General features: G+C 62.4%; 23 protein-coding genes. 11 read left to right on the plus strand and 12 right to left on the minus strand.

The features are described 5' to 3' along the window. Positions 1 to 13: 13 nt before the first annotated feature. From VDQ28_RS22620 to VDQ28_RS13800, 5 genes are all read right to left on the minus strand, one after another. The gene (locus tag VDQ28_RS22620) at positions 14 to 559 is read right to left on the minus strand and encodes a UDP-galactopyranose mutase (protein ID WP_416349381.1); all 546 of its coding nucleotides are present in this window, start codon (positions 557 to 559) and stop codon (positions 14 to 16) included. Positions 560 to 877: 318 nt separating this feature from the next. Next, positions 878 to 1,861, minus strand: a complete 984-nt coding sequence (gene galE, locus VDQ28_RS13785; protein ID WP_323036483.1) for a UDP-glucose 4-epimerase GalE — start codon at positions 1,859 to 1,861, stop codon at positions 878 to 880. 31 nt (positions 1,862 to 1,892) lie between these two features. Continuing rightward, on the minus strand, positions 1,893 to 2,624 hold the full coding sequence (locus VDQ28_RS13790; protein WP_323038128.1) for a UTP--glucose-1-phosphate uridylyltransferase: 732 nt from the start codon (positions 2,622 to 2,624) through the stop codon (positions 1,893 to 1,895). Further along, positions 2,557 to 2,763, minus strand: a complete 207-nt coding sequence (locus VDQ28_RS13795; RefSeq protein WP_323036484.1) for a sugar phosphate nucleotidyltransferase — start codon at positions 2,761 to 2,763, stop codon at positions 2,557 to 2,559. Before VDQ28_RS13795 ends, VDQ28_RS13790 begins: the two co-directional genes overlap by 68 nt. A gap of 196 nt (positions 2,764 to 2,959) precedes the next feature. After that, positions 2,960 to 3,988 (minus strand): hypothetical protein, encoded by a 1,029-nt coding sequence (locus tag VDQ28_RS13800; RefSeq protein ID WP_323036485.1) that lies wholly within the window; start codon positions 3,986 to 3,988, stop codon positions 2,960 to 2,962. An 88-nt stretch (positions 3,989 to 4,076) separates the two neighbouring features. Here VDQ28_RS13800 and cysD point away from each other — a divergent pair, with 88 nt between their 5' ends. The 3 genes from cysD to cysC are packed head-to-tail and all read left to right on the plus strand — an operon-like array spanning position 4,077 to position 6,936. Continuing rightward, on the plus strand, positions 4,077 to 4,982 hold the full coding sequence (gene cysD / locus VDQ28_RS13805) for a sulfate adenylyltransferase subunit CysD (RefSeq protein ID WP_323036486.1): 906 nt from the start codon (positions 4,077 to 4,079) through the stop codon (positions 4,980 to 4,982). 45 nt (positions 4,983 to 5,027) lie between these two features. After that, positions 5,028 to 5,867, plus strand: a complete 840-nt coding sequence (locus VDQ28_RS22625) for a GTP-binding protein (protein ID WP_416349382.1) — start codon at positions 5,028 to 5,030, stop codon at positions 5,865 to 5,867. After that, the gene (gene cysC, locus VDQ28_RS22630) at positions 5,851 to 6,936 is read left to right on the plus strand and encodes an adenylyl-sulfate kinase (RefSeq protein ID WP_416349383.1); all 1,086 of its coding nucleotides are present in this window, start codon (positions 5,851 to 5,853) and stop codon (positions 6,934 to 6,936) included. The genes VDQ28_RS22625 and cysC overlap by 17 nt, the downstream gene beginning before the upstream one ends. 81 nt (positions 6,937 to 7,017) lie before the next feature. On the opposite strand, the gene VDQ28_RS13815 is transcribed toward cysC, so the two are convergent. Together VDQ28_RS13815 and guaA are read right to left on the minus strand one after the other, a co-directional pair. Beyond that, positions 7,018 to 7,737 (minus strand): endonuclease NucS domain-containing protein, encoded by a 720-nt coding sequence (locus VDQ28_RS13815; protein WP_323036487.1) that lies wholly within the window; start codon positions 7,735 to 7,737, stop codon positions 7,018 to 7,020. 56 nt (positions 7,738 to 7,793) lie between these two features. Continuing rightward, on the minus strand, positions 7,794 to 9,395 hold the full coding sequence (guaA, locus tag VDQ28_RS13820; RefSeq protein ID WP_323036488.1) for a glutamine-hydrolyzing GMP synthase: 1,602 nt from the start codon (positions 9,393 to 9,395) through the stop codon (positions 7,794 to 7,796). A gap of 117 nt (positions 9,396 to 9,512) precedes the next feature. Here guaA and VDQ28_RS13825 point away from each other — a divergent pair, with 117 nt between their 5' ends. Beyond that, entirely contained in the window at positions 9,513 to 9,749 is a 237-nt protein-coding gene (locus VDQ28_RS13825) for a hypothetical protein (protein WP_323036489.1), read from the plus strand. Positions 9,750 to 9,851: 102 nt separating this feature from the next. Continuing rightward, complete coding sequence (locus VDQ28_RS13830) at positions 9,852 to 11,396, plus strand: trimethylamine methyltransferase family protein (RefSeq protein ID WP_323036490.1); 1,545 nt, start codon at positions 9,852 to 9,854, stop codon at positions 11,394 to 11,396. Between the two features lie 44 nt (positions 11,397 to 11,440). Here VDQ28_RS13830 and VDQ28_RS13835 read toward each other — a convergent pair whose 3' ends face one another. Then, a complete protein-coding gene (locus VDQ28_RS13835; protein ID WP_323036491.1) occupies positions 11,441 to 13,099 on the minus strand; it encodes an alpha/beta hydrolase in 1,659 nt (552 codons plus the stop codon). A 23-nt stretch (positions 13,100 to 13,122) separates the two neighbouring features. Continuing rightward, positions 13,123 to 13,593 (minus strand): Lrp/AsnC family transcriptional regulator, encoded by a 471-nt coding sequence (locus tag VDQ28_RS13840; RefSeq protein ID WP_323036492.1) that lies wholly within the window; start codon positions 13,591 to 13,593, stop codon positions 13,123 to 13,125. Positions 13,594 to 13,713: 120 nt separating this feature from the next. On the opposite strand from VDQ28_RS13840, the gene VDQ28_RS13845 reads away from it, so the two are divergent. The 3 genes from VDQ28_RS13845 to VDQ28_RS13855 all read left to right on the plus strand — a co-directional run bounded on the left by VDQ28_RS13845 (position 13,714) and on the right by VDQ28_RS13855 (position 16,820). Beyond that, positions 13,714 to 15,321 (plus strand): GMC family oxidoreductase, encoded by a 1,608-nt coding sequence (locus VDQ28_RS13845; protein ID WP_323036493.1) that lies wholly within the window; start codon positions 13,714 to 13,716, stop codon positions 15,319 to 15,321. A gap of 105 nt (positions 15,322 to 15,426) precedes the next feature. Further along, positions 15,427 to 15,888, plus strand: coding sequence for a DUF934 domain-containing protein (locus VDQ28_RS13850; protein WP_323036494.1), 462 nt, complete (start codon positions 15,427 to 15,429; stop codon positions 15,886 to 15,888). 119 nt (positions 15,889 to 16,007) lie between these two features. Next, on the plus strand, positions 16,008 to 16,820 hold the full coding sequence (locus VDQ28_RS13855) for a ferredoxin--NADP reductase (RefSeq protein ID WP_323036495.1): 813 nt from the start codon (positions 16,008 to 16,010) through the stop codon (positions 16,818 to 16,820). Positions 16,821 to 16,961: 141 nt separating this feature from the next. Here the strand turns inward: VDQ28_RS13855 and VDQ28_RS13860 are convergent, their stop codons facing one another. Beyond that, positions 16,962 to 18,155 (minus strand): hypothetical protein, encoded by a 1,194-nt coding sequence (locus tag VDQ28_RS13860; protein ID WP_323036496.1) that lies wholly within the window; start codon positions 18,153 to 18,155, stop codon positions 16,962 to 16,964. Between the two features lie 190 nt (positions 18,156 to 18,345). Between VDQ28_RS13860 and infC the strand changes: the two genes are divergently transcribed. Further along, on the plus strand, positions 18,346 to 18,885 hold the full coding sequence (infC, locus tag VDQ28_RS13865; RefSeq protein ID WP_416349431.1) for a translation initiation factor IF-3: 540 nt from the start codon (positions 18,346 to 18,348) through the stop codon (positions 18,883 to 18,885). Between the two features lie 109 nt (positions 18,886 to 18,994). Here the strand turns inward: infC and VDQ28_RS13870 are convergent, their stop codons facing one another. Next, positions 18,995 to 20,008: a hypothetical protein gene (locus VDQ28_RS13870; RefSeq protein WP_323036498.1), complete on the minus strand. Its 1,014-nt coding sequence runs from the start codon at positions 20,006 to 20,008 to the stop codon at positions 18,995 to 18,997. Between the two features lie 165 nt (positions 20,009 to 20,173). After that, on the minus strand, positions 20,174 to 20,938 hold the full coding sequence (locus VDQ28_RS13875) for a DsbA family protein (RefSeq protein ID WP_323036499.1): 765 nt from the start codon (positions 20,936 to 20,938) through the stop codon (positions 20,174 to 20,176). Positions 20,939 to 21,116: 178 nt separating this feature from the next. Here VDQ28_RS13875 and VDQ28_RS13880 point away from each other — a divergent pair, with 178 nt between their 5' ends. Continuing rightward, on the plus strand, positions 21,117 to 22,418 hold the full coding sequence (locus VDQ28_RS13880) for an N-acetylmuramoyl-L-alanine amidase (RefSeq protein ID WP_323036500.1): 1,302 nt from the start codon (positions 21,117 to 21,119) through the stop codon (positions 22,416 to 22,418). A gap of 101 nt (positions 22,419 to 22,519) precedes the next feature. After that, on the plus strand, positions 22,520 to 25,060 hold the full coding sequence (locus tag VDQ28_RS13885; protein WP_323036501.1) for a penicillin-binding protein 1A: 2,541 nt from the start codon (positions 22,520 to 22,522) through the stop codon (positions 25,058 to 25,060). Positions 25,061 to 25,136: the final 76 nt, after the last annotated feature.

The following is a 25,136-nucleotide window of genomic DNA, read 5'->3' on the forward strand; positions in this document are numbered from 1 at the left end:
GGTTATGGGTTCATCAGTCCCACCGACAGGTTTTGCGGGTTCCCCGTGCCTCGGTCAGACGCGGCGCATCGCGGTCGCCGTAATTCATCACCGCACAACCCTGATCGTCGCCAGTGTCGCGGAACGGCCCGAAATCCTGTGTGCGATAGCCCAGCCGCCCCTTGGCGAACGCGAAATAGCCACCCAGCGCGCCTGACCAGAACACAGGATCGACCCCCTCGGCCATGGCGGGCGCAGAGGGCGTGTTCAGGGCAACCGATATCCCCGGATGATCCAGAATCGCCGCGATCATCGGCGTATAGCCATCCTCGGGCATACCTTGGAAGCGGTGGAAAGAGTTGTTGTCGTTACAGTTGACGCGCACCGGCAAGCGCTTGAGGATCGAGGCGGGCAATTCGGTCGCCGAGCAGCCCCATTGCTTTTCGGTATAGCCCTTGAAGAACGCCTCATAGAGATCGCGCCCGACATCGCGCAGTGCCTGTTCCGCAAAGCTTTGCGGATCGGTGATCGAGGTGTCGGCAACATCGGCCAGAAGTGCTTCGGCTTCGGCGGACCGCATGGTCTTGCCGCCTGTTGATTGATCGTGTGCAGGGTGATCGGCTGCGCGTACACCGCGCCCTGCGCCGTGGTCTTGACCTGATTCTTGAAGGGCCGGAACCGGGTGAAACGGTTCCCATAGTCCCAGACGCCCTGATCATCGGTGTGAAAAATATGCGGACCAAAGACATGCACCAGAACGCCGGTCTCGGCATCGCGCTTGGTCTAACAATTGCCGCCAATATGCGGACGGCTGTCGATGATGCGCACCGACCAGCCAGCCCCGACAAGACGTGCTGTTTTTCTGGTCCTATCGCGGATGGCCCCCGCGCAAGACACCTCAGCCGGAGTAACCGCCCGTCTTGTGCCAGGTCCAGGCGTCCGAGATCATCACCTTCAGCGAGGACCGCGTCGGATCCCACCCCAGTTCAGACAGAGCGCGATGGCTGCCCGAGACCAGGCTGGCCGCGTCTCCGCCGCGGCGCGGGCCAAAGCGGTGCGGCACCTTTTGGCCGGTCGCCGCGCGGGCGTGTGTGATCACCTCGTTGACCGTGAACCCGCAGCCGGTGCCAAGGTTGAACACCCGGCTTTCCTTGCCCTCCAACAGCCACTCAAGCCCGAGGATATGCGCCTCGACCAGATCCACGACATGGACATAGTCGCGCACGCAGGTTCCGTCGGGGGTGTCGTAATCGGTGCCATAGATCACCAGTTCGGGCCGCTGGCCGTCGATCGCTTCCAGCATGACCGGGATCAAATGGGTTTCGGGCCGGTGATGTTCGCCGATCTCGCCCGCCGGATCCGAGCCCGCGACGTTGAAATAGCGAAAGATCACCGTGCGCAATTCATCGCTGGCGCGGAAATCGCGCAGGATTTCCTCGACCGCGCGCTTGGTCGAGCCGTAGGCGTTGATCGGCAATTGCGCGCTGTCTTCGGTCAACAGAACGCCATCCTGTTCGCCGTAGGTCGCGCAGGTTGACGAAAAGACGAACTGCTTGCACCCGGCATCGACGGCCGCTTCCACCAGGTTCAACGACCCCAGGACGTTGTTGCGCCAGTATTTTCCGGGGTTTGACATGGCTTCGCCAACAAGGCTGAAGGCGGCGAAATGCATGACGGCGACCGGTTGGTATTCGGCAAAGGCGGCGTCCAGCGCCGCGCGATCCAGCAAGTCGCCTTGTACGAAGGGGCCGTATTTCACTGCCTGCGCCCAACCGGTCGAGAGATTGTCAAAACACACGGGAATAAACCCGCGCGCGGCAAGGGCTTTGCAAGCGTGTGAACCGATATAGCCGGCGCCACCCGTGACCAAAACATGTGTCATCGTGATTGCCTCTTGGTGGAATTCCGTTGGGTTACAGGTCTTGCAAGCGGTTGCGCATCATGGCGATCATCCGCTCGCGGAATTCCTCGCGATCCAACGCATGATCGATGATGGCCGTCAGATACCCCATTTTTGACCCGCAATCATAGCGTTGCGCACTCATCGGCAGGGCTTTGACCCGGCCGAGCTTAGCCAAGGCGTCAATCGCGTCGGCAAGCTGGATTTCACCGCCTGAACCGGGGCCAAGAATACGCAGGATGTCGAAGACCTCGGGCTCGAACACATAGCGCCCCATTGATGCAAGGCGCGAGGGCGCATCGGCGAGGGCCGGCTTTTCGACCAGCCCGCCGACGCTCAACTTGCCGTTTGATCCGGGCCGCACGATACCGTATTTGCCGACTTCGGCGTCGTCCACTTCGGTGACGCACAGGTATGTGCCGGGGTTCGCATGATGGGCATCGACCAATTCGAGGGTTGGCAGCAAATCACCCTTCATCAGATCGTCGGCCAACAGCACGGCAAAGGGCGCGTTGCCCACGGCGGGCGCCGCGCATAAAACGGCGTCGCCCAAACCCTTGGGCTCGGGTTGACGGATAAAGATGCAATTGACGCCCGGCGGCACGATGTTGCGCACCATATCGCGCTCGGCGTGTTTGCCGCGCTGGGTCAGTTGAAATTCCAGCTCCAGATTGGCGTCAAGATGGTCGCCGATTGCGCGTTTTGGCCGTCCGGTGACAAAAATCAGGTCGGTAATCCCGGCCAGCGATCGCTTCTTCGACGGCGTATTGAATGATCGGTTTGTCGATGATTGGCAGCAGTTCTTTGGGCATGGCCTTGGTTGCCGGCAAGAAGCGGGTTCCCAAGCCAGCAACAGGAAATACGGCTTTTGTGATACGAGTCATACTAATAATATTCCAAAATATGTGGGGTCGATAATCGGTTCCCTTCTAGTACGTCGGGGCGGCGATGCAACCTCGAATTGGGTCGCACAAGGCGTTTCACAAGGCGTACGCGTAAATTCGCTGAGTGCACCTGCCGCCAAGTTGGCCGCCAGTATGGGCCGGAAAGCGCCACTGTCGAGGGCGTGGTGTCTCGTTGTCATCGCGGAGCCGTGAACCAAAGCGTGCTGTTGAGTATACGGCGCAACAGGCCGGTTTGGCCGCGAACCTCCAGCTGCGCGTATATCTTCTTGGAGCAGCTTCTTGCCGTGTCCTCGGTCCAGCCCAGCGACGTGGCTGCGTCTTGTAATGATAAGCCATCGCAGATCAGCGCCGCAAGACGTGTTTCGCTGCGGCTGAGATGCAGAACCTTCGCGGCGTGGCTCAAATCCAGGGCCTGCACCGATGGCTCATGGCGCAAGATGACCAGCAGCGCAGGCTCGCCCCGCCAGGGATGGAGCGACAAGGTCATCTGGAACAGGGGAGCCTGCGAAACCTGAACGGTCACGTCAGGCTTTGCGCCCGCAGCCAGGTCCGCCAAGGCGTTGCGAAAACCTTGCGCGACACGAGGGTCGGAAAAGCCGAAACGGCCGTGAGATTCCAAGGACATGCGACCACTGGACTTCAGCAAACGATGGGCGGTCGGGTTCAGGTGCGACACCATGCCGTTGAAACCAAGGACGCCCCAGCCGGTGTTCAGCGCGCTTCCGATCCGCTGATCCAGCGTCGCGCATTCTCGCTCTTCGGTGAGGGTCAACCACGTCGAGAAGGCGCGGTCCAGAAAGGGCAAGAGCGCCGACAGCCGACTGCTGTCGACGGCGCGAAAATCGGCAGTCGCGCGCCGCAGAACCAAAGTTCCCATGCCCTGGCCGCCCACGCGCCATTTCAACGCCCTCAGGGGGGGCTGATCCGGGTCTGACCCGGGCAGGTCCGTCTGCGAATAGACCCGGTTCTCGCGCATCGCCTCGCGCTGGGTGGCGTCAAGACGTGCGCCCTCGCCGATGCTCCATAGGCGTGCGAAACCAGACGTTTGCACCAACTCGACGGTGACGCTGTCAGCTTGCGTTGCGTCGCGCAGTTCTTGCAGAAAGCCGTCCCAAAGTTGCGTGGCCTTGCGATCAACGGCATCCCCGACCGCGGCCGCGAACAGCGCCAAAATCAGGTCGTGATCCGAACTTGTGTGCAACATTTTGGCATTTTACCCCCCAAATGGGGGGTTCGCCAGTGCAATTTCGCCGCTACGAGAGGGAAATCCATGAGCAGACAGAGTTTTCCGCATGACCCTCAAGTCCCTGACCCACCTGCAACGGCTTGAAGCCGAGAGCATTCACATCCTGCGCGAAGTGGTTGCCGAGGCTGAAAACCCGGTGATGCTGTATAGCGTCGGCAAGGACAGCGCCGTGATGCTGCATCTTGCCAAAAAAGCGTTTTACCCGTCGCCGCCGCCGTTCAAATTGCTGCATGTCGATACGACGTGGAAATTCCGCGACATGTACGCGCTGCGCGACCGGGCCGCGAAAGAGGCGGGGATGGAGTTGCTGGTCTATCGGAACCCCGAAGCCGTTGAGCGTGGGATCAACCCGTTCGACCACGGCGGGTTGCACACCGATATGTGGAAGACCGAGGGTCTCAAGCAGGCGCTGACCAAATACAATTTCGACGTGGCCTTTGGGGGTGCGCGCCGTGACGAGGAAAAATCGCGCGCCAAGGAGCGTGTGTTCTCGTTCCGCTCGGCCAATCACCGCTGGGACCCCAAGGCGCAGCGCCCAGAGCTTTGGCGGCTCTATAACGCGCGCAAGGCCAAGGGCGAAAGCGTGCGGGTGTTCCCGATCTCGAACTGGACCGAGTTGGACATCTGGCAATATATCCACCTCGAGCGAATCGAGATCGTGCCGCTGTATTTCTCGGCCCCGCGCCCGACCGTAAAGCGCGACGGGCTGATCCTGATGATCGACGATGATCGCTTTCCGCTGAAGCCCGGAGAGGTGCCGCAGATGCGCTCGATCCGGTTCCGCACGTTGGGATGCTACCCGCTGACCGGCGCGGTGGAAAGTCAGGCCACCACGCTGCCGCAGGTCATTCAGGAAATGCTGTTGACCACCACCTCGGAACGGCAAGGCCGCGCGATCGACCACGATCAGGCCGCCTCGATGGAGAAGAAGAAGCAAGACGGCTACTTCTGACCCGCGCCCATCCTTCCGAGTTTTCACACCGTAAACAGGTGCCCCATGACGCCCAAAGACACGATCTATAAAACCGACGCCCTCATCGCCGAGAATATCGACGCCTATCTGGAAACCCATCAGCACAAGACCATGCTGCGGTTCATCACCTGTGGTTCGGTGGATGACGGCAAATCCACGCTGATCGGGCGCTTGCTTTATGACAGCAAGATGATTTTCGAGGACCAACTCGAGGCCCTGACCGCCGACAGCAAGCGCGTTGGCACGCAGGGTCAGGACATTGACTTTGCGCTGCTGGTCGATGGTCTTGCCGCCGAGCGCGAGCAGGGTATCACCATTGACGTGGCCTACCGGTTTTTCTCGACCGAAAAGCGCAAATTCATCGTCTCCGACACGCCGGGGCATGAACAATACACCCGCAACATGGTCACCGGTGCCTCGACCGCGGATCTGGCGGTGATCCTGATCGACGCGCGCAAAGGCGTGCTGACCCAGACGCGGCGGCATAGCTATCTGGTGCATCTGCTCGGCATTCGCCATGTCGTCCTGGCCGTGAACAAGATGGATCTGGTTGGCTACGATCAGGCGACTTACGATCGGATTGTCGAAGATTACAGCGATTTCGCGCGCAGCATCGGTATCACCGAATTCACCGCAATTCCGATTTCGGGGTTCAAGGGCGACAACATCACCGCGCCCAGCGAGAACATGAATTGGTACACCGGCACCGCGCTGTTGCCGCATCTGGAAGCGGTCGAGGTCAACGCGACTGTGGCCCAATCCAACCCGTTCCGGATGCCGGTGCAGTGGGTGAACCGGCCGGAACCTCGATTTTCGCGGATTCGCCGGTCTGATCGCCAGCGGGACCGTGCGCCCGGGCGATGAAATCCGGGTGTTGCCGTCGGGCAAGACCTCGAGCGTGGCGCGGATTGTCAGCATGGACGGCGACCGCGAGCTGGCGGTTGCCGGCGAATCCGTGACCTTGACCCTGAGCGACGAGATCGACTGTTCGCGCGGGCAGGTGATCGTTACGGCACAGGCCCCGCTTGAGGTGGCCGATCAATTCGAGTCCACCATCGTCTGGATGGACGAGGTCGATATGGTTCCGGGCCGTGCCTATTGGCTCAAGATCGGCACGCAAACCGTGTCCGCCACCGTGCACGAACCGAAATACGAGGTGAACGTCAACACGCAGGAGCATCTGGCATCCAAAACGCTGGATCTGAATGCGATCGGCGTCGCCAACATCACCACCGACCGCGAGATCCCGTTTGCGCCCTATAGCGAGAGCCGCGATCTGGGGGGGTTCATCCTGATTGACAAGATCAGCAACAAGACGGTTGCGGCGGGCATGATCCATTTCGCGCTGCGCCGGGCGCAGAACATCCACTGGCAAGCGATGGACATCAGCCGCGAACACCACGCGATGATCAAGAACCAGAAGCCTGCCGTTTTGTGGCTGACGGGTCTGTCGGGCTCTGGCAAATCCACCATCGCCAATGCTGTCGAGCGCAAACTGGCGCGCATGAACCGGCATACCTTCATGCTGGACGGCGACAACGTGCGGCATGGGTTGAACAAGGATCTGGGCTTTACCGAGGCCGACCGGGTGGAAAATATCCGCCGCGTGGGTGAGGTCGCCAAGCTGATGGCCGACGCCGGGTTGATCGTGATCACCGCCTTCATCTCGCCGTTCCGGTCCGAGCGCGACATGGTGCGCGGCATGATGCAGCCGGGGGAATTCATGGAAGTGTTCATCGACACGCCGCTGTCGGTGGCCGAGGAGCGCGACGTGAAAGGCCTCTATGCCAAGGCGCGCGCCGGTCAGCTCAAGAATTTCACCGGCATCGACTCGCCCTATGAAAGCCCGATCAGCCCGGAATTGTGGATCGACACCACCAAACTGACCCCGGACGAAGCCGCGGATCTGATCATCGCCAAGCTGATCCCGTGACAGCCAACCCGCCGCGTCTGTTACTTCCTAACGGGCGCGGTGGGTCTGGCGCAGGTCCAGCCTCACAGAATTTGCAGTGGCCTAGACGTCGGAGAAAGAGAAGGAAAAACTGTAGCGTTTCAGCGTCAGGCCGCTGATCATCCGCGCGCCCGAGATGAGTTTGGCATCAAAGTCCGGGGCGATCAGAATTCCGCGCGGGAGTTTGCCGGTTTGATCCTGAATATCGGCCATATAGGCCGCGATCTGGCCCAGAACTTCGCGTCGTGCGGTGACGGCTTTAAGTTCGATGACGACATCGCGTCCTTCGCTGTCGCCTGCAAAAATATCGATTTGCCCCGAGGGGACAGATTTTTCAACGCCGCCATCGCGAATGGATAAACCCGGTTCAATCTGGTTTGGATTCGCTCTCAGGGCAGCCTGAAGATCGCGTTCGAGGGAAAGCGTTCGATCCATCGGGTCGGGAAAACTGCCTGACAGCACTGACGGCTGGTCGTCAGAGTCATTGATCACTTCGGTATCAGATTCTTTGAAGCTGACATAAAAACGTAGATGGCTACGCAGGTTGGATAGTTGCTTATATAGGTTGGTGGATATTGGAATGCGCGACGGGTTCTGAGCGCCAGTTCGCTCATCATAGCTGCTGAAGGTTAGGTCCCGAAAAACACTGTCAAACCGATCTTCGTCATATAACTGATCGAGATCGCCATAATTCGTCTCTATAGAGCGCAAACCAGACATGTACGAATTGAGCGACGCCGCTGACAAAGACCGCGCCGCCCATTTTTGAAACAAATAGTTCATCTCTAACTTCGCCTCGTATTGGTCTTTAGGATGCAAAGCATAGAGCGGAATATCGTCTACTCCAGCTCGATGGTTCCCGGCGGCTTCGAGGTGCAGTCATAGAACACCCGGTTGATGCCTTGCACTTCGTTGATGATCCGCGTCGAGGTTTCGCCCAGAAACTCATGCGTGAAGGGGTAGTAATCGGCCGTCATGCCATCGACCGAGGTCACGGCGCGCAAGCCCAGCGCGAAGTCATAGGTACGCCCGTCACCCATCACGCCGACGGTGCGCATCGGCAGGATCGCGGCGAAGGCTTGCCAGATTTCATCATAGAGCCCGTGCTTGCGGATCTGGTCGATATAGACCGCATCGGCCTTGCGCAGGATCTCCAGCTTTTCGCGGGTGATCTCGCCGGGGCAGCGAATGGCCAGACCCGGTCCGGGGAAGGGGTGGCGGCCGATGAAGCTGGCGGGCAGGCCCAATTCACGCCCCAGCGCGCGCACCTCGTCCTTGAACAACTCGCGCAGCGGCTCGACCAGCTTCAGGCCCATCTTTTCAGGCAATCCGCCGACATTGTGGTGCGATTTGATTGTCACCGAGGGGCCGCCCGAAAAGGACACCGATTTAATCACATCCGGGTACAGCGTGCCCTGGGCCAGAAATTCCGCGCCGTCGATCTGGTTGGCGTATTTCTGGAACACGTCGATGAACAGCCGACCGATGATCTTGCGCTTGGTTTCCGGATCGGAAACGCCGTCGAGCTCACCGAGGAACAGCTCGGATTTATCGGCGTGAATCAACGGGATGTTGTAATTGTCGCGGAACATTTTCACGACGTCCTCGGCCTCATTGAGCCGCAACAGGCCGTGGTCAACAAAGACGCAGGTCAGTTGATCGCCAATCGCCTCGTGGATCAGCACGGCGGCGACCGAGCTGTCAACGCCGCCCGACAGGCCGCAGATCACCTTTTTGTCGCCGACCCGCTCGCGGATCAGGCGGATCGCCTCTTCGCGGTAGGCGCCCATCGTCCAGTCGCCCTTGAAGCCGGCGATGCGCACGAAATTGGCGTAAAGCTGCGCGCCCTTGGGCGTGTGGTGAACCTCGGGGTGGAATTGCACCGCGTAGAAATGGCGGCTGGCATCGGCGGTGATGGCAAAAGGCGCGTTGGGCGAGGTGCCGTAGACCTCGAACCCCGGCGCGATCTTGGACACATGGTCGCCGTGGCTCATCCACACTTGTTCGCGGCCCGCGTTTTTCCCGGTGCCGGTGTCGGCCCCGGTGAACCAGCCTTGCAGCAGATCCAGCGATCCGCTGGGCGTCACAAAGGCGCGCCCGAATTCCGCCGTGCCATGCCCGCGCTCGACCTTGCCGCCCAGCATGTGCATCATCACCTGCTGGCCGTAACAGATGCCCAGAATCGGCACGCCCATCTCGAACGCCTTGGCGGGTGGCCGTGGCGAGCCCTCGCGCGGAACGCTGTCCGGCCCACCCGAGAAGATGATCGCCTTGGGCGCGAACTCGGTCAGAAAGTCATCGGTGACATTCTGATAGGGATGGATTTCGCAATAGACGCTCAACTCGCGCAGACGCCGCGCGATGAGTTGGGTCACTTGGCTGCCGAAATCAATGATCAGCAGGCGCTCATGGGGGCGGGGGGCAAGGGTGTCGGTGCTCATGCTCTGGCAATACGGCGGGACGCGCGAACGCGCAAGCGAGTCGGTGCCGTCCGAACCTACTATGACGAGCAGGTCCCACACGCTATACTGTCGGCCTGCACAGAACAGGAGAAACAGATGAGCGACCGGGTTCCCACATGGCGGATTGTGTTGGCGGCGATCCTCGACTTTTTCACGGTGTTTGCGTTGGGCGGCTATATTATTGCCAAATTCACCGGAAACATGACTGAAAACGGGTTCCAACTGAACGGTATGCCGGCGTTGGTGTTGTTTGCCGCGATCATTGCCTATTTCGTGATTGCGCGCTTTGTCGGGGGCACGCTTTGGCAGCGGATCCTGCGGGCGCGCCGCTGACAGCATGTCGGGATTCGCCGTTATGGGGCGTTTCCGATGCGTCTTTGTGACCGCTGAAACAGTAATCCTCGGCAAACGATCAATGTTGCGGGGAGTTGTCCGATGAATGAAGTCAGATCCGAGCGGCGGGCCCGTGGCGGTGGTGGTGCGGCGCGGCGCGCAGAGCGCACGGCTGTTTCCATTGAAACGGCGCGGTTCATCCAACGCAACATTCCGAATTTCGAACTGTTGAACGAAGAGGCGTTGCAGGTCATCGAGTACAACGCGGAAACCGTGTTGGAGGAGATCGGCGTCAATTTCGTCGACAATCCGGCCGCCCTGCAATTGTGGCGCGATGCCGGGGCCGATGTCACTGGCGAGCGGGTGCGCATTCCGCGGGGATTGGCGCGCAAACTCTGCGCAACCGCGCCGTCGATGTTCACCCAGCACGCCCGCAACCCAGAGCGCAACGTCGATATCGGCGGTCGCAATCTGGTGCTGGCGCCGGTCTATGGCCCGCCCTTCGTGCGCGACAACGAGGGCGGTCGCCGCTACGCGACAATCGCGGATTTCCGCAACTTCGTGAAGCTCGGCTATATGTCGAAATGGCTGCACCATTCGGGCGGCACGGTCTGCGAACCGACCGATATCGCGGTCAACAAGCGCCATCTGGATATGCTGCTGGCGCATATGACCTTGAGCGACAAGCCTTATATGGGATCGGTGACCGAACCGATTCGCGCCGAGGACTCGGTGAAGATGTCAAAGATCCTGTTTGGCGATGACTTCGTTGACCAGCATACGGTGATGACCTCGCTGATCAACATCAACTCGCCGCTGACCTTTGACAGCACGATGATGGGCGCGCTGGAGGTTTATGCACGCGCCAATCAGGCCTCGATCATTTCGCCGTTCATTGTTGGCGGAGCGATGGCGCCGGTGACGGTGGCGGGCACCTTGACGCAGGTTCTGGCCGAGGTTCTGGCCGGCGTCGCTTATTCCCAGATGATCCGCGCGGGTGCGCCGGTGATCATGGGCGCGTTTGTGACCTCGATCGACATGAACTCGGGCGCGCCGACCTTTGGCACACCCGAGGCCGCGCATATCACCTATGGCGTGGGCCAGTTGGCGCGGCGTCTGGGGTTGCCGTATCGGTCCGGCGGTGCGTTCTGTGGCTCGAAATTGCCCGATGCGCAATCGGCCTATGAATCGGCAAACTCGCTGAACATGGCGCTGTTGTCAGGTGTCAACTTCATGCTGCACGCCTGCGGTTGGCTCGAGGGTGGATTGGTCGCGTCCTTCGAGAAATTCGTGCTCGATGCTGACCAGTTGGGAACGCTGCATCACCTTGCACAGGGGATCTCGATGGATGCCAACGGGCAGGCGATGGAGGCGCTGCGCGAGGTTGGGCCGGGGGGGCACTTCCTGGGCTGCGAACACACGCAGGCGAATTTCAAGACCGCGTTCTGGCGCTCGGATGTGCTGGATTACAAACCTTACGAGCAATGGGAAGAGGAAGGCGCGCGCGATTCCGCCACGCTGGCGGCGGTACGGGTGCGCAAGCAGTTGGGCGATTATCAGGCCCCACCCCTCGACCCCGGTATCGCCGAGGCGCTGGAGGCCTTTGTGGCGCAGCGCAAGGCCTCGGAACCCGACGCGTTCGGCTGATTTCGATCGCCTGTCAGGCCCGCAGGGTGGGCCTGCACACCCCGTCACTCAGCGGCGCAACCGTTCTGGAACCCGGTATCGCAATGCGCGATCAGGCGGGCGGTGTCGGCCGCGGACCAATTCGGCGGGTCCGTCACCGCGACCCACGGCCCGATGTAATCGGGGCCATAATAGGCGTGGCCATGCCCGGGCGGCGCGGTGTTGGCCAGCGCCATGTCCATTGCCAGTTGAAACTGCGTCACGATCGGCATGAACCGCAGCTCGGGCGAGACATCGCTGGCGGGTGGCTCGGACATCCAGGCGGGTGCACGAAACAGCGAGGCAGGTTCATAAAACACAATCGGATCGCTGGAATATTGCAGGAACATCAAACGCATACTGGTGCCCCATCCGTCGGGGCCACCGGCGTCCCGGGTATGCGAGGCAAAGCGCACCAACTGCCCGTTGCCAATGATCGGCGCGACATAGGGGCTATCCGGCGCGCGCTCGGCGGTGATGGCTTGCCATGTCGCCGAGGGAAACGGCGGGCCGGTCCAGAAGGCGCCGTCAATCGGATCATCGAGCAGCGCGAACAGGTCGGTGCCATACATCGACGACCACGCACCAAGGCTCAGGCCGTGGATATACAGCTTTGGGCGTGTCTCATGGGGCAGGCTGCGCCAATAGCCGTGCACCGTGCGGATCAATTCGCGCGCCTGGTCCAACCCGGCGCGGGTTTCCAGGATCAGCGCCAGCGGCGATTGCAGATACGAGTACTGCACCGCAACCGTGGCGATGTCGCCGCCGTGCATGTATTCCACGGTATCGACGCTGCCGGGGTCCAGCCAGCCGGTGCCCGTTGGCAGGGCGATGATCAGCACCGAACGCTCGAACCCGCCGACGCGCTGCAACTCGGCCAGCGCCACGGCGGCGCGCGCCTCGGGCGTTTCCGATTGCGCAAGCCCAACGTAAACCCGCAGCGGGTCCAATGCCGGGCGACCGGAAAAGGCCGTGATATCCGCGGCATCGGGGCCCCTGAGAACATAGTCGCGCCCCGGTTGCCCCATCGCGCCCCAATCCACCAGCGACGCGGTGCTGCCCGATTGCAGGGCGCGGGTCGGGGGCGGAGGCGCATCGTCGAACAGCGCCTGACCAAGGGTATAGGAGCGGTCCAGCGCGGTGATGACATAGTCCAGTACCCCGTCGCGGGTGACAATCAGCAACACGAATGCGGTCAGCACGAACCCGGCCACATCGGCGGTGCGCTGCGGCATGTAGCGATACAGCCAATGGCGCACACGGTCGAAAAGATAGCGCAGGGCATAGGCGAGCAGCATCATCAGCGTGAAAACGACGATGGTCATGGCGATCATACGCAGCGTATGGACATCGGTCACCGGCGCCAGCCCCATGCGCGTGCGGATGCCGTTTTGCCAGTCCTGCGTCTGCATCAGGCACAACACGACAACCACCGCGACCGGCACGGCAAAGACCAGGTGCACGATGGTGGCGATCCGCCCCTTCAGGGGCGGCAGGGCCATCAGCCACCAGACCGCGCCAATCGCCTTGCCGACGCCGTATCCCAAGGCCATGACCACGCCGCCCAGAACGCCCTGCACCAACCAGTCGCGCGGGATCAGCGAGGGGGTCAGCGAGGTTGCAAAGAACAGCAGCCCTAGCAAGAGTGGCAAAACGGCCAGCCCCGGTGCTCGTAGATATCGCATGACCTCTCCTGCGTCGGGGGCGTTTATTCGGGAATCGGCAGGATCGTCGTGGATTTGATTTCCTCCATCGACAGCAGCGCCGTGACGTTGTGAATGCGCACGTCGCGGATCAGGTTTTGATAAAACACATCATAGGCGCGGGCGTTTTTCACGCGCACCTTGAGGATATAGTCGATATCGCCCGCCAGGCGGTGCGCCTCCATCACCTCGGGCCGGGTGCGCACCGAGGTCAGGAACCGGTCCTGCCAGTCGGGGTCATGCTCGGCGGTGCGGATCAGCACGAAGAAACAGGCCTCCAGCCCCAGCGCCTCGGGGTCGAGCAGCACGGTTTGCCGCCCGATCACACCCGCCTCGCGCATCTTGCGAATGCGGTTCCAGACCGGCGTTTTCGACGACCCGGCCTTGCGCGCGATATCATCGAGCGACTGGCTGGCGTCCTCTTGCAACTCCGTCAGGATCTTGCGGTCAAGGGGGTCGAGGTCTGATTTGGTCATGCGTGGCTCTCCGGGGGCTGGACCTGTTCTAGCCTTGGACGCGGCGCGGGTCCAGCGATGCCCCCTTGCGAAACGGTGGGGCAGGGGTTTGAGTGGCGGCACGTGCGGTCGGAGGCGGGCATGGATGGGACGTTTGATTATGTGATCGTGGGCGCAGGCTCGTCAGGGTCGGTGCTGGCCGAACGCCTGTCGGCGGCCGGGCGCAAGGTGCTGGTGCTCGAGGCCGGCGGCAGCGATCGGCGGTTCTTTGTGCAGATGCCCTTGGGCTATGGCAAATTGTTCTATGACAGCCGCGTCAACTGGGCCTACCGCACCGAGCCCGACCCCGGATTGAACGGCCAGCGCGATTATTGGCCGCGCGGCAAGGTGCTGGGCGGGTCGTCGTCGATCAACGCAATGGTCTGGGTGCGCGGCGATGCCAGCGATTATGACGATTGGCAGGCGGCAACCGGGTCATCGGCGTGGGGCGGCGAGGCGGCGCGCGAGGCCTATCGCGCGATCGAGGATAACGCCGACGGCGCGGACCCATGGCGCGGGCAGGGCGGGCCGCTGCATATCCGCTCGGGCCGCGATCCGGCGCATCCGTTGGTCACCCCCTATCTGGAGGCCTGCGAGGCCGCCGGGCTGGCGCGCAACCCGGATTTCAACGGCGCCACGCAAGAGGGCTGCGGCCTGTATCAACTGACGATCAAGGGCGGGCGGCGCAATTCCACGGCGCGCGCATTCTTGCGCCCTGCGTTGAAAACCGGGCGCGTGGCGCTGCGAACCAAAGCGCATGTGACGCGGGTTTTGCTGGAGGGGCGGCGCGCGGTCGGGGTCGAGTATCGTTGGAAAGGTGGGCTGCACCGCGCGATGGCGGGTGAGGTGATCCTGTCGGGCGGGGCCATCAACACGCCGCAAACCCTGATGCTGTCGGGGATCGGACCGGGTGCGGCGTTGCAGGCGCTGGGCCTTGAGGTGTTCGTTGACAACCCCAATGTCGGCGCACATCTCAATGACCATCAGGGGCTCAATTATACCTGGCGCATGACCGTGCCGACGATGAACGACATCTTGCGCCCGTGGTGGGGCAAGGCTTTGGTGGGGATACAATATCTGCTGACCGGCAGGGGCCCGTTGTCGGTGTCGATCAACCACGGCGGCGGGTTTTTCCGCACCGATCCGGGGTTGGCACGCCCCAATATGCAGCTCTATTTTCAGGCATTCTCGACGCTGATGCCGCGCGAGGGCGAACGTCCGATCCTGAGCCCGGATCCGTTTCCGGGGCTGTCGATCGGCCTGTCGAATTGCCGACCCTCCAGTCGCGGGCATATCCGTCTGGCCAGCGCCGATCCGTTTGTCGCGCCGAAAATCACCGCCAATGCATTTTCCACCGCGCAGGACGTGGCCGAAATGCTGGCCGCCGTGAAATTCATTCGCCATATTGCCGCGCAAAAACCGATTGCCGACCTGATCGCCGAGGAATTGCGCCCCGGCCCGCACATCACCAGTGACGAGGCCCTGATCGACGATTTCCGCCAGCGCTCGGGCACCGTCTATCACCCCAGTTGCACGGCGCGGATGGGGGCCGATCCGGCGACCTCGGTTCTGGATGCTGATCTGCGGGTGCGCGGCGTGGATGGCTTGCGCGTCTGCGATGCCTCGGCGTTTCCGACGTTGATTGGCGGCAATACCAACGCCCCGGCGATTCTGCTGGGCTGGCTGGGTGCGCAACGCATCTTGGCCTGATCACGCGTCACGGGAACCGATTGGCCCCAATTTGATCCGTATCAATGTCAGGCTGGCGTTTCACGGGCATCTTGGGTTCATGAACAGGCAAAGCGGAGCAACAGGATGTCAGTCCTAGTCACCGACAACGGGTTTGCGCCCGACGATTGGATTGACGGCTATGTGCCGCTTGCGGCGGCCTGCGACGTTTGGGCTTCGCCTCATGCACTGGGTATTTATCTTGCGTCACCGGATTTGACGGCCCGCGACCGTTTGCGGCTGGAGCAGTTGTTTCCTCGTGTTGGTCTGATCCGCATCCGTGTGCGCAGCTTTGGTGACTTCGAGGCCTATGATCTGGCAAAAGCCCTTCGCGCCAAGGGGTTCTCCGGGCGGTTGCGCGCGCATGGTGCCATGTTGGCGCGGTGCTACACCTTTGCGCGATGGGTGGGCTTTGACGAAATCGAGCTCGATCCACAGCAGGCACGCCGCCAGCCGCTTGAACATTGGCGCAAAGTGCCCGACTGGACCCCTGAAGGCCACGATGCCCGTATGCTCGGTGCTTTGTCGCAGGCATCCAACGTGCAGTAGCCCCGCTGCGCCACATTTCCAACCCCAACGCGATGCGTAAACCAGCGAGAAACCGGCCGGGGTTTCGTTCTCTTGCATTTCACCTTATTCAACCCCAAAGCCTTGTTGAAAGCCCGTATATGCCCGACGCCATGCCAAAGCCCCGCGCCAAGACCCTGCCTGATGCGCAGACAGTGACTCAGGTGAAGCATTGGGATGATCGTTTGTTTTCGTTTCGCTGCACGCGCCCGCGCAGCCTGCGGTTCCGGTCCGGTGAATTCGTGATGATCGGCCTGCTGGACGACAACGGCAAACCTTTGCTGCGCGCCTATTCCATTGCGTCGCCGTCGTGGGATGATGAGCTCGAGTTCTATTCGATCAAGGTGCCCGACGGGCCGCTGACCTCGCGCTTGCAGCATATCGAGGTGGGGGATCAGATCATCTTGCGGCCCAAGCCCGTCGGCACCTTGGTGCATGACGCGTTGCTGCCAGGCAAGCGGGTGTGGATGTTGGCGACCGGGACCGGGTTCGCGCCCTTTGCCAGCCTGATCCGCGACCCCGAGACGTATGAAAAATTCGATCAGGTGGTGGTGATGCACACCTGCCGGAACGTGTCAGAGTTGGAATATGGTCGGCAGCTGGTCGAAAGCCTCCAGGACGATCCGCTGATTGGCGAGATGGTCGAGGGCAAACTGCTGTACTATCCGACCACCACGCGTGAGGATTTTCCGAAAATGGGCCGGATCACCGACAATCTGACATCGGGTAAGGTGTTCGAGGATCTGGGCATTCCGCCGATGGACCCCAAGCACGACCGCGCGATGGTTTGCGGGTCGCTGGCGTTCAACATCGACGTCAAGGAAGTTCTCGAGGGCTTTGGCTTGCGCGAAGGCGCGAACAGCGAGCCGATGGAATATGTTGTCGAAAAAGCGTTTGTCGGCGAGGGCGTCTAAGCGCCGCTCAACTTTGCAAACCGAATTGGTTTTGGGGTGGCGCCATCGGTGCCGCCCTTTTTTCGCCGACAGGCCATGAAAAAAGGCCCCTGCAAATCGCGGAGGCCTTCTGTTTTCGTGGGGGATGTCAGACCCTGTGCGTTACAGACCCAGCAAGCCGCGGATTTGCTCCAACACTGCGGGCAGCAACTCGGGGTTGTCGCGCGCGCTTTCGAGAGCCCGCTGTGCGGTCGCCTTGGGCAAAGCGCCAAGGTCCGACGCTTCGATGGCGGCAACCGCTTGGTCATAGTCAAACCCGTCGGCGCTGAACAACTCGCTCAGCGAGGCCTGTGACTCCTCGGCGGTCGGAGCCGGGGCCACGGTTGTGTCAGCGGTGGCGTCGGTTGCAGCCCCCTCGGTGGCTTCAACCGCGTCCCCGGCGGCCTCTGTCGTTGCCTGGGCAGCGTCTTCGACCACGGCAGCAGCCTCGCCCGCGGTATCCTGGGCGGCTTCCATCGTGCTTACGGCAGCCCCCTCGGTGGCTTCAACCGCGTCCCCGGCGGCTTCGGTCGTTGCCTGGGCAGCGTCTCCGGCCACGGCGGCAGCCTCGCCCGCGGTATCCTGGGCGGCTTCCATCGTGCTTACGGCAGCCCCCTCGGTGGCGTCAACCGCGTCCCCGGCGGCTTCGGTCGTTGCCTGGGCAGCGTCTCCGGCCACGGCGGCAGCCTCGCCCGCGGTGTCCTCGGCGGCTTCCATCGTGCTAATGGCGGCACCCTCGGTGGCGTCAACCGCGTCCCCGGCGGCTTCGGTCGTTGCCTGGGCGGCGTCTTCGGCCACGGCAGCAGCCTCGCCCGCGGTGTCCTCGGCGGCTTCCATCGTGCTAATGGCGGCACCCTCGGTGGCGTCAACCGCGTCCGCAGCGGCTTCGGTCGTTGCCTGGGCAGCGTCTTCGGCCACGGCAGCAGCCTCGCCTGCGGTGTCTTGTGCGGCTTCCATCGTGCTAATGGCGGCACCCTCGGTGGCTTCAACCGCGTCCGCAGCGGCTTCGGTCGTTGCCTGGGCGGCGTCTTCGGCCACGGCGGCAGCCTCGCCCGCGGCGTTCTGGGCGGCGTCAACGGCATCGGTGGCGGCCTGAGTCGCGGTGTCGACAGCGTCTTGAACGGCGTTGGTCACCGCGTTCGTTGCCTGATCGACCAAGGTTCCGGTCTGCTCTTCGACGACGACGGTTTCCGGGGCGGTGACCGCGGGGGCAGCAACGGGTGTCGGTGCGGGTGCGGGGTCCGGCTGGTTGCGCGACACCCAGATGCCCAGGCCGCCGGCCAGAACGATTGCCGCGACGATAAGGAATTTCTTCATGGGATACCTCCGAGAATTGGTTTGTTCGGACTAGCCATGTTTTACCCATGAAGGCAATGCAACGCACCGCAAATCGGCGTCATTTCGCGGAACCGGGCCGAATCTTGGTGGGATTGGGCCCACCGCCCCCTTGCAACACCGCGAAACGAGGGCTATTTTCTGCCCGTCGACCCACAAAAGGAATCCTACCATAGCCCGCAGACCTCACAACGCCCCGCCCAGCCGCGATACTGGACCTCGTAGCAACGAGAAGATTCGCGCGCCCGAAGTACGCCTGATTGGCGCCGAAGGTGAAAATGTCGGTGTGGTAACGCCCGCGAAGGCAATGCAGCTTGCACAAGAGGCGGGTCTGGACCTCGTGGAAATCTCGCCGAATGCGGTTCCTCCGGTCTGCAAGATCATGGATTTCGGCAAGTTCAAATACGAACAGCAAAAGCGCGAAGCCGATGCGCGCAAGAAGCAAAAGACGATCGAGATCAAAGAGATCAAGTTCCGTCCGGGCACCGACACACACGACTATGACGTCAAGATGCGCAGCGTGTTCAAGTTTCTGGAAGAGGGTGACAAGGTCAAGATCACCCTGCGATTCCGCGGCCGTGAAATGGCGCACCAGCAGTTGGGTGCCGAATTGCTGCGCCGGGTTGCCGATGACGTGACCGAGGTTGGCAAGGTCGAGAACATGCCGCGTCTCGAAGGGCGTCAGATGGTGATGATGATCGGCCCGCGCTGATCGCCGCGCGTTTGAAGATATTGAAGCGCCGTTCCGTTTGGGGCGGCGTTTTGCTTTCTGCGCGCGCCGTCGTGAATTTGTTCCGTCGTGAATATATTCTGCCGCAAATTTATTCCGGCGCGGCGGTGCCAGGAAGCCGGGGCACATAGTGTTGGTTTTCGGCAATCAAGGCCGTCGCCAAACAGGCGGACGTCTCTTGCATCCGGGCAAACATGGCGCGCCTTCCACGAATATCGGTCGACAGCAAAATTCGCCGCATGATCGTGGATTGCCCACGCGGTGAGGCGAGAAATTCGGATTGACTGACCAAAGCCTCGGCGGGGGTGCCCAGGGTCAACAGGGCATTGTGGCTGTTCAAGGCCCGGTACGCCGCGCCCCGGCAGGTGTCGCCGCTTTCGGGGCACACGGATTGGCACAGCGCGGTGAGTGGCGCGGCGGCGTCGCTGGAGGCAAGCCACAGGTCAACCGCCCGATGATCCACGCGCTGGCCCATCAAAACCCATTGCGGATGATTGGCAGGCGTGCGGTTGGTGATCTGCGCGCGGCGCTCCTCCGTCGCGGATTGCCAAAGCAGGTACAACAGGTCGGTTTCGATGGTATCCAGGTCCATGTCCCGCAGGCTTGGATGCTCGCGAGAGGCCATCGTGATCAACGCCGTGCGGGCGGCGCGCGGTTCGCCCAGCGCCTCGAAGTCGCGGACCGTCTCCAGACCCATCGACACATCGCGCACCGACATCCAGGCATCCACAAGCGGCACGCCCGTGATTTGGGTCAACCAGTTGCGCCCGGAAATGCCGCCGTCGTTGCGCAACAGGGACACGCGATCTCGACGGTCGAGATGGGCAAGATATGCGCCTTGCAGGGCGGGGGATCTGTCGATCAGGCCCAGAAGGATCTGCGCCGCGACATTGCCCGACCGCGCCAATCTGGAGAAGTCCAGCAACGCCGTTTCTTCGTCATTTGCCAGCCAGACGCCCAGCGCCTCGCGAAAACCGGGGTCGTCGCTGCCCGGAAGCTGCGGTGGCGTTGCGAGCACCGGAACGGGCGCCATCGCCACACAAATGGCAAAGACGCTCCGGCGGGCGAGCCGGGCAAAGCGCGGGATGAGAGCACTCAGCAACACGGGCAAGCCTTGGATCAGGGGTACACGCCACGTCAAACACCATGACAGCGGCGGTGTATAGTCTGCAATTTGAGTGCCGATGATGCAACCCATTAGTTTGGCGCGCCAACGAGACCCGAAAAAGCGTCGCGCCAGACCTGCGTCGCCCCGGCGCGAAACCTGTCGTCAGCCACGCAATTGCGCTGCAATGCCCTGCATTTCGTCAGCCGGCATATAGCCGCGCAGCAATTCGCCACCCTCGAGGCCACCCATCACGAATGTCGGCGTGCCGCTGATCTGCAAACGCTGCGCCAATTCGCGGTTGGCGGTGAGAACGGCCGAGACAGCGTCGCTGTTCATTGCGCCGATCACGTCCTCGACCGAGGCCCCCAGTTCTTCGGCCAACAAGCGCGCGCTGGTTTCCGTGAAATCGCCCTCCCACGCCATCAGGCGCTCATGGGCTTCCTCATATTGCGCGTCGGTGCCTTGCTGGTGCACGGCGACCGCAAAGCGGCTCATGACCTCGGATTGTGGACCAAGAATCGGGAATTCCTTGATGATCAGGCGCACATTGCCGTCGGTGCTGAGGAATTCCGCCATTTGCGGCTGCGCGCGGCGGCAAAAGCTGCAGCGATAGTCCATGAATTCGACCAAGGTCAGGTCGCCATCCAGATTGCCACCAACCCAGGAATGCCCGTCGGCAAAGATTTCCTCGGCGTTGATCTCAACCAAGGTGTTGTCCATGCCCGATTGTGCCTCGGCGGTGCGGCGCTCGAATTCTGCGACGGCCTCGAAGATGACTTCGGGGTTTGCCAGCAGATAGGCGCGGACCTCGGCGCCAAAGGCGGCGCGATCCTCGTCGGACATCGGCGCGGTTTGAGCGGCCAGCGGGCTGGCGGCGAGGAACAAGGCAGCGCTGAAGGCGGCGACGGGAAACGGCAGACGGGTCATTGCAAGTCCTTATGTCAAAGTCGCGCAACTCTGCCCGCGCCGGTCCGTCAAGATCAAGCCCAGAACCGACCGGCACCCCGGTTTCTGACCCAAACGTGAAGCCTGTTGTCCCCTCGGCAGGGATTCCCCCTGGCCGTCGCTTCGGGTTAGGAAGGGACACATGGCAAAAGGGGAGCAAATGACACAGGGGCGAGGCATGGTCCGATTGAGGCGCAGGTTTTCCACAGGCAGTCGGTTTTCCACAGGCGGTCTGGCGGTGCTCGCACTGGTGTTGCTGATCGCCGCGATCAGCCCGGCGCGCGCGCAGTCCGATGGGTCCGACGCGCTGGGCGGGTTGGCGCGTGTGGCGGGCGTGATCGACGTGCAGGCGTCGTGGCGCAGTCTGGCGGTCACACTGCCCTTGACGCAACCGGTCCCGTGGCGCACGCGGTTGTTGGCCGATCCACCCCGCGCGCTGATCGACTTTCACACGGTTGATTGGGCCGGGGTTGATCTTGATGCGATTGCGCTGCCGACCCCTGCGCGCGCCATTCGGGTCGGCGCGGCGGGCGGTGGCTGGAGCAGACTGGTCATCGAACTCAGCACGCCGATGGGGTTTTCCGAGGCCGGCATGGCCACGAACCCGGAAACCGGCGGTGCGGTTGTCTCGCTGCGCCTGTCGCCGATATCCGAGGCAGAGTTCGCCGACCAAGCCGCACGACTGTTGGCGGCAACCGCACCGCTGGGTGTCGATACCTCGGCGGATGTCACACCCCGCGCACCTCTGGGGCAGCGCCGCACCTTGGTGGTTTTGGACCCCGGGCATGGCGGCGTCGATCCCGGGGCCCTGCATAACGGTGTCAGCGAAGCGGAAACCATGCTGACCTTCGCCCGCGAACTGGCGACGGCGCTGCGTCGAACCGGTCGCTATGAGGTGGCGATGACCCGTGACAGCAACGTTTTTGTCTCGCTCGAAGCCCGGATCACGGTTGCGCATCTGGCGCAGGCCGATGTGTTCTTGTCACTTCATGCCGATGCCCTGGAGGACGGGCAGGCGCGGGGCGCGACGCTGTACACACTGGCGGATGAAGCCAGCGATGAAGCCTCGGCCATGTTGGCAGAGCGCCACGACCGCGATGATCTGCTGGGGGCGGGGGTTGATCTGACGGGCACCGATGACACGATCACCTCGATCCTGATGTCGCTGGCCCGCACAGAAACCACGCCCGCGACTCATGCGTTGGCGCGTGCCCTGGTCGCCGCGATTCAGGGGGCAGATCTGCGAATGCACCGTCACCCATGGCAACAAGCGGCGTTTTCGGTGCTCAAGTCGGCGTCGGTGCCCTCGGCACTGCTGGAGGTCGGCTTCTTGTCGAATGATCGCGACCGCGGGCGGCTGATGAACCCGGAGTGGCGCGCGCAAATGGTTGCGGCGTTGATCGCGGGGCTCGATGTCTGGGTCGCCGAGGAAGCCGCGCAGGCGGCGTTGCGACGGCGATAGCATCACCTCTGCGCGATTTCGTGCGTTCCGGGGTCGCTTGCTTTTGACCCCGGCGGCGCATGTCCGTATAGAACTCTGATATCCCTTGTCGGAGCCCCTGCGTGACCCGAGCGATCTTGTCCTTTTTCGGCGGCCTGTTCAGCTTTCTTGTGCTGGGCCTGTTTTTTGGTGCGCTGACGGTGGGTGGCGTGATCTGGGTCTATACGCATGATCTGCCCTCGACCGAGCAACTGGCCAATTACAGCCCGCCGATGATCAGCCGGATCTACTCTGGCGAGGGGCAATTGATCGACGAATTCGCCAATGAGCGCCGTCTGTTCACCCCCATCGAAGATATTCCGCCGCTGCTGCGCGCGGCGTTCATCTCGGCCGAGGATCGCCTCTTTTATGAACACGAGGGCTTCAATCCGATGGCCATGGTCGCCGCGTTTCGCGACGCCGTGGTGTCGCGCGGGCGCAACGTGCGCGGCGCGTCGACCATCACGCAGCAGGTGATGAAGAACTTCTTGCTGTCATCCGACCGCACGATTGAACGCAAGATCCGCGAGATCATTCTGGCGTGGCGCGTTGAGCAATCACTGAGCAAAGACCAGATTCTGGAACTCTACCTCAACGAAATTTTCCTGGGTCAGAACTCGTTCGGCGTGGCCGCAGCGGCGCAAACCTATTTCAACAAGACGTTGGAAGAATTGACGTTGGAGGAAATGGCGTTTCTGGCGGCCCTTCCACAGGCCCCGTCCGAATATCACCCGGTGCGCGCCCGTGAGCGCGTCACGGCCCGGCGCAACTGGATCATCGGGCAGATGGTCGAAAACGGCTATATCACCGAAGAAGACTCGGCGGCGGCCCGCGCGACGCCCTTGAACACGGTGCAAGGCGGCGAAATTCAGTCCTTCCGCGAAAGCCTGCCAGAGCGCGACTATTTTACCGACGAAATCCGCCGCCAACTGTCCTCGTCCTTTGGCGAGGAGGAATTTTTCTCGGGCGGTTTGTCGATCCGGGCGACGATTCAGCCGGACTTGCAGATCGTCGCCGCCCATGCCTTGCAGCGCGCGCTCGAGGATTTCGACCGCGCCGGGGGCGAATGGCGGGGCACGGGCATTCGGTTGGAGCCCGAGCAATTGGCCGATGAGGCATCGTGGCGCGCGGGGCTGGCCGAGGCCGATCTGCCGCGCGACATCACGCTGGACAATCCGTGGTATCCCGCCGTGGTGCTGGAGGTGACGCCGGATCGCGCCCGAGTCGGCATTGAAAGCATTGACGAAATCGGGCAGATCGACCGACCCGATATTGATTGGTTGCCCGGCTCGCTGTCGGACACGCTGGATGTGGGCGACGTGGTGCTCGTGCGGGCCGTGACCTCTGACACCGACGGCAGTTTCGTTCGCTGGTCGCTGCGTCAGGTGCCCGAGGTTCAGGGCGCGTTCATGGCGATGGACGTCAACACCGGGCGCGTGATCGCCATTCAAGGCGGCTTCAGCTATCAGGCCTCGGGCTTCAATCGGGCGACGCAAGCGATGCGCCAGCCGGGTTCGGCGTTCAAACCCTTCGTCTATGCCGCCGCCCTTGATTCCGGCTTCACGCCGGCCACCATCGTCATTGACGCCCCGATCGAGATCGACACTGGCGATGGTATCTGGCGGCCGCAGAATGCCAACCATGATTTCCTCGGGCCGACGCCGGTGCGCACCGGTATCGAGCAATCGCGCAACCTGATGACCATCCGCCTCGCGCAAGAGGTCGGCATGGAGGTTGTCGCGGGCTATGCCGAACGATTCGGCGTCTATGATCGCCTGCAACCGTTTCTGGCAAACTCGCTGGGTGCGCAGGAAACCACGCTGTACCGGGTGGTCGCGGCCTATGCGATGTTTGCCAATGGTGGCGAGCGCGTAGAACCGACGCTGGTGGACCGCGTGCAGGATCGCTGGGGGCGCACCGTCTATCGCCACGATCAGCGCCAATGCATCGAATGTTCGGAACCCGATCTGCCCGCCGGACAAGCCCCGTGGATCGCCAGCCAGCGGCAGCGCGTGATGGACCCGATCACCGCCTATCAACTGACCTCGATGCTGCAAGGCGTGGTCCAGCGCGGCACGGCCACGCGGGTGCGCCTGCCGGTGCCGGTGGCGGGCAAGACCGGCACCACCAACGATTCGCGCGATGTCTGGTTCGTGGGCTATACCTCGACCATCGTGGCGGGCTGCTACATCGGTTATGACCGCCCAAGGTCGCTGGGACGCCGGGCCTCGGGCGGCGGGACATGCGCGCCGGTGTTCACTGAATTCATGCGTGAGGCGATTGAAACATACGGCGGCGGCAGATTCGAGGTGCCCCCCGGTGGGCGGTTCATCCGCATCAACCGCTATACCGGAGAGCGCCTGTCTGACGACGCAACCGGCGAAGAAGTCGTGGCGGAATATTTCCGCGACGGCGAAGAGCCCGTGTTCGGCATCGACGCGTTGATCGACGGCGGGTTCGTCATGGGCGGCTCGATGCCGGTCTTTGCGCCCGACGCCGAAGACCCGCCCCTGTACACCGAGGACGGAACCCAGGTCGGCACCGAAACCACGGGCACGGGCGCGGTGATCTTGCTGCCCGACGGTGCCAGTTTCGGAACCCTCAGCGCGGGTGGCCTCTACTGATCCCGGGCGGCGCATTTGCGCCCTTGGACCCGTGCGCGGAAACTGGCACAGTCGCGGCCGACTATCACGGGGGAGC

The sequence above is a fragment of the Pararhodobacter sp. genome, assembly GCF_034676545.1.
In the GTDB taxonomy this organism is placed as follows: Bacteria; Pseudomonadota; Alphaproteobacteria; order Rhodobacterales; family Rhodobacteraceae; genus Pararhodobacter.

Excerpts from the sequence above, each read along its gene's own strand:
- VDQ28_RS22620 (WP_416349381.1), bottom strand. The coding sequence starts at position 559 with ATGCGGTCCGCCGAAGCCGAAGCACTTCTGGCCGATGTTGCCGACACC.
- galE (WP_323036483.1), bottom strand. The coding sequence starts at position 1,861 with ATGACACATGTTTTGGTCACGGGTGGCGCCGGCTATATCGGTTCACAC.
- VDQ28_RS13795 (WP_323036484.1), bottom strand. The coding sequence starts at position 2,763 with ATGACTCGTATCACAAAAGCCGTATTTCCTGTTGCTGGCTTGGGAACC.
- VDQ28_RS13800 (WP_323036485.1), bottom strand. The coding sequence starts at position 3,988 with ATGTTGCACACAAGTTCGGATCACGACCTGATTTTGGCGCTGTTCGCG.
- cysD (WP_323036486.1), top strand. The coding sequence starts at position 4,077 with ATGACCCTCAAGTCCCTGACCCACCTGCAACGGCTTGAAGCCGAGAGC.
- VDQ28_RS22625 (WP_416349382.1), top strand. The coding sequence starts at position 5,028 with ATGACGCCCAAAGACACGATCTATAAAACCGACGCCCTCATCGCCGAG.
- VDQ28_RS13815 (WP_323036487.1), bottom strand. The coding sequence starts at position 7,737 with ATGAACTATTTGTTTCAAAAATGGGCGGCGCGGTCTTTGTCAGCGGCG.
- guaA (WP_323036488.1), bottom strand. The coding sequence starts at position 9,395 with ATGAGCACCGACACCCTTGCCCCCCGCCCCCATGAGCGCCTGCTGATC.
- VDQ28_RS13825 (WP_323036489.1), top strand. The coding sequence starts at position 9,513 with ATGAGCGACCGGGTTCCCACATGGCGGATTGTGTTGGCGGCGATCCTC.
- VDQ28_RS13830 (WP_323036490.1), top strand. The coding sequence starts at position 9,852 with ATGAATGAAGTCAGATCCGAGCGGCGGGCCCGTGGCGGTGGTGGTGCG.
- VDQ28_RS13835 (WP_323036491.1), bottom strand. The coding sequence starts at position 13,099 with ATGCGATATCTACGAGCACCGGGGCTGGCCGTTTTGCCACTCTTGCTA.
- VDQ28_RS13840 (WP_323036492.1), bottom strand. The coding sequence starts at position 13,593 with ATGACCAAATCAGACCTCGACCCCCTTGACCGCAAGATCCTGACGGAG.
- VDQ28_RS13845 (WP_323036493.1), top strand. The coding sequence starts at position 13,714 with ATGGATGGGACGTTTGATTATGTGATCGTGGGCGCAGGCTCGTCAGGG.
- VDQ28_RS13850 (WP_323036494.1), top strand. The coding sequence starts at position 15,427 with ATGTCAGTCCTAGTCACCGACAACGGGTTTGCGCCCGACGATTGGATT.
- VDQ28_RS13855 (WP_323036495.1), top strand. The coding sequence starts at position 16,008 with ATGCCCGACGCCATGCCAAAGCCCCGCGCCAAGACCCTGCCTGATGCG.
- VDQ28_RS13860 (WP_323036496.1), bottom strand. The coding sequence starts at position 18,155 with ATGAAGAAATTCCTTATCGTCGCGGCAATCGTTCTGGCCGGCGGCCTG.
- VDQ28_RS13875 (WP_323036499.1), bottom strand. The coding sequence starts at position 20,938 with ATGACCCGTCTGCCGTTTCCCGTCGCCGCCTTCAGCGCTGCCTTGTTC.
- VDQ28_RS13880 (WP_323036500.1), top strand. The coding sequence starts at position 21,117 with ATGACACAGGGGCGAGGCATGGTCCGATTGAGGCGCAGGTTTTCCACA.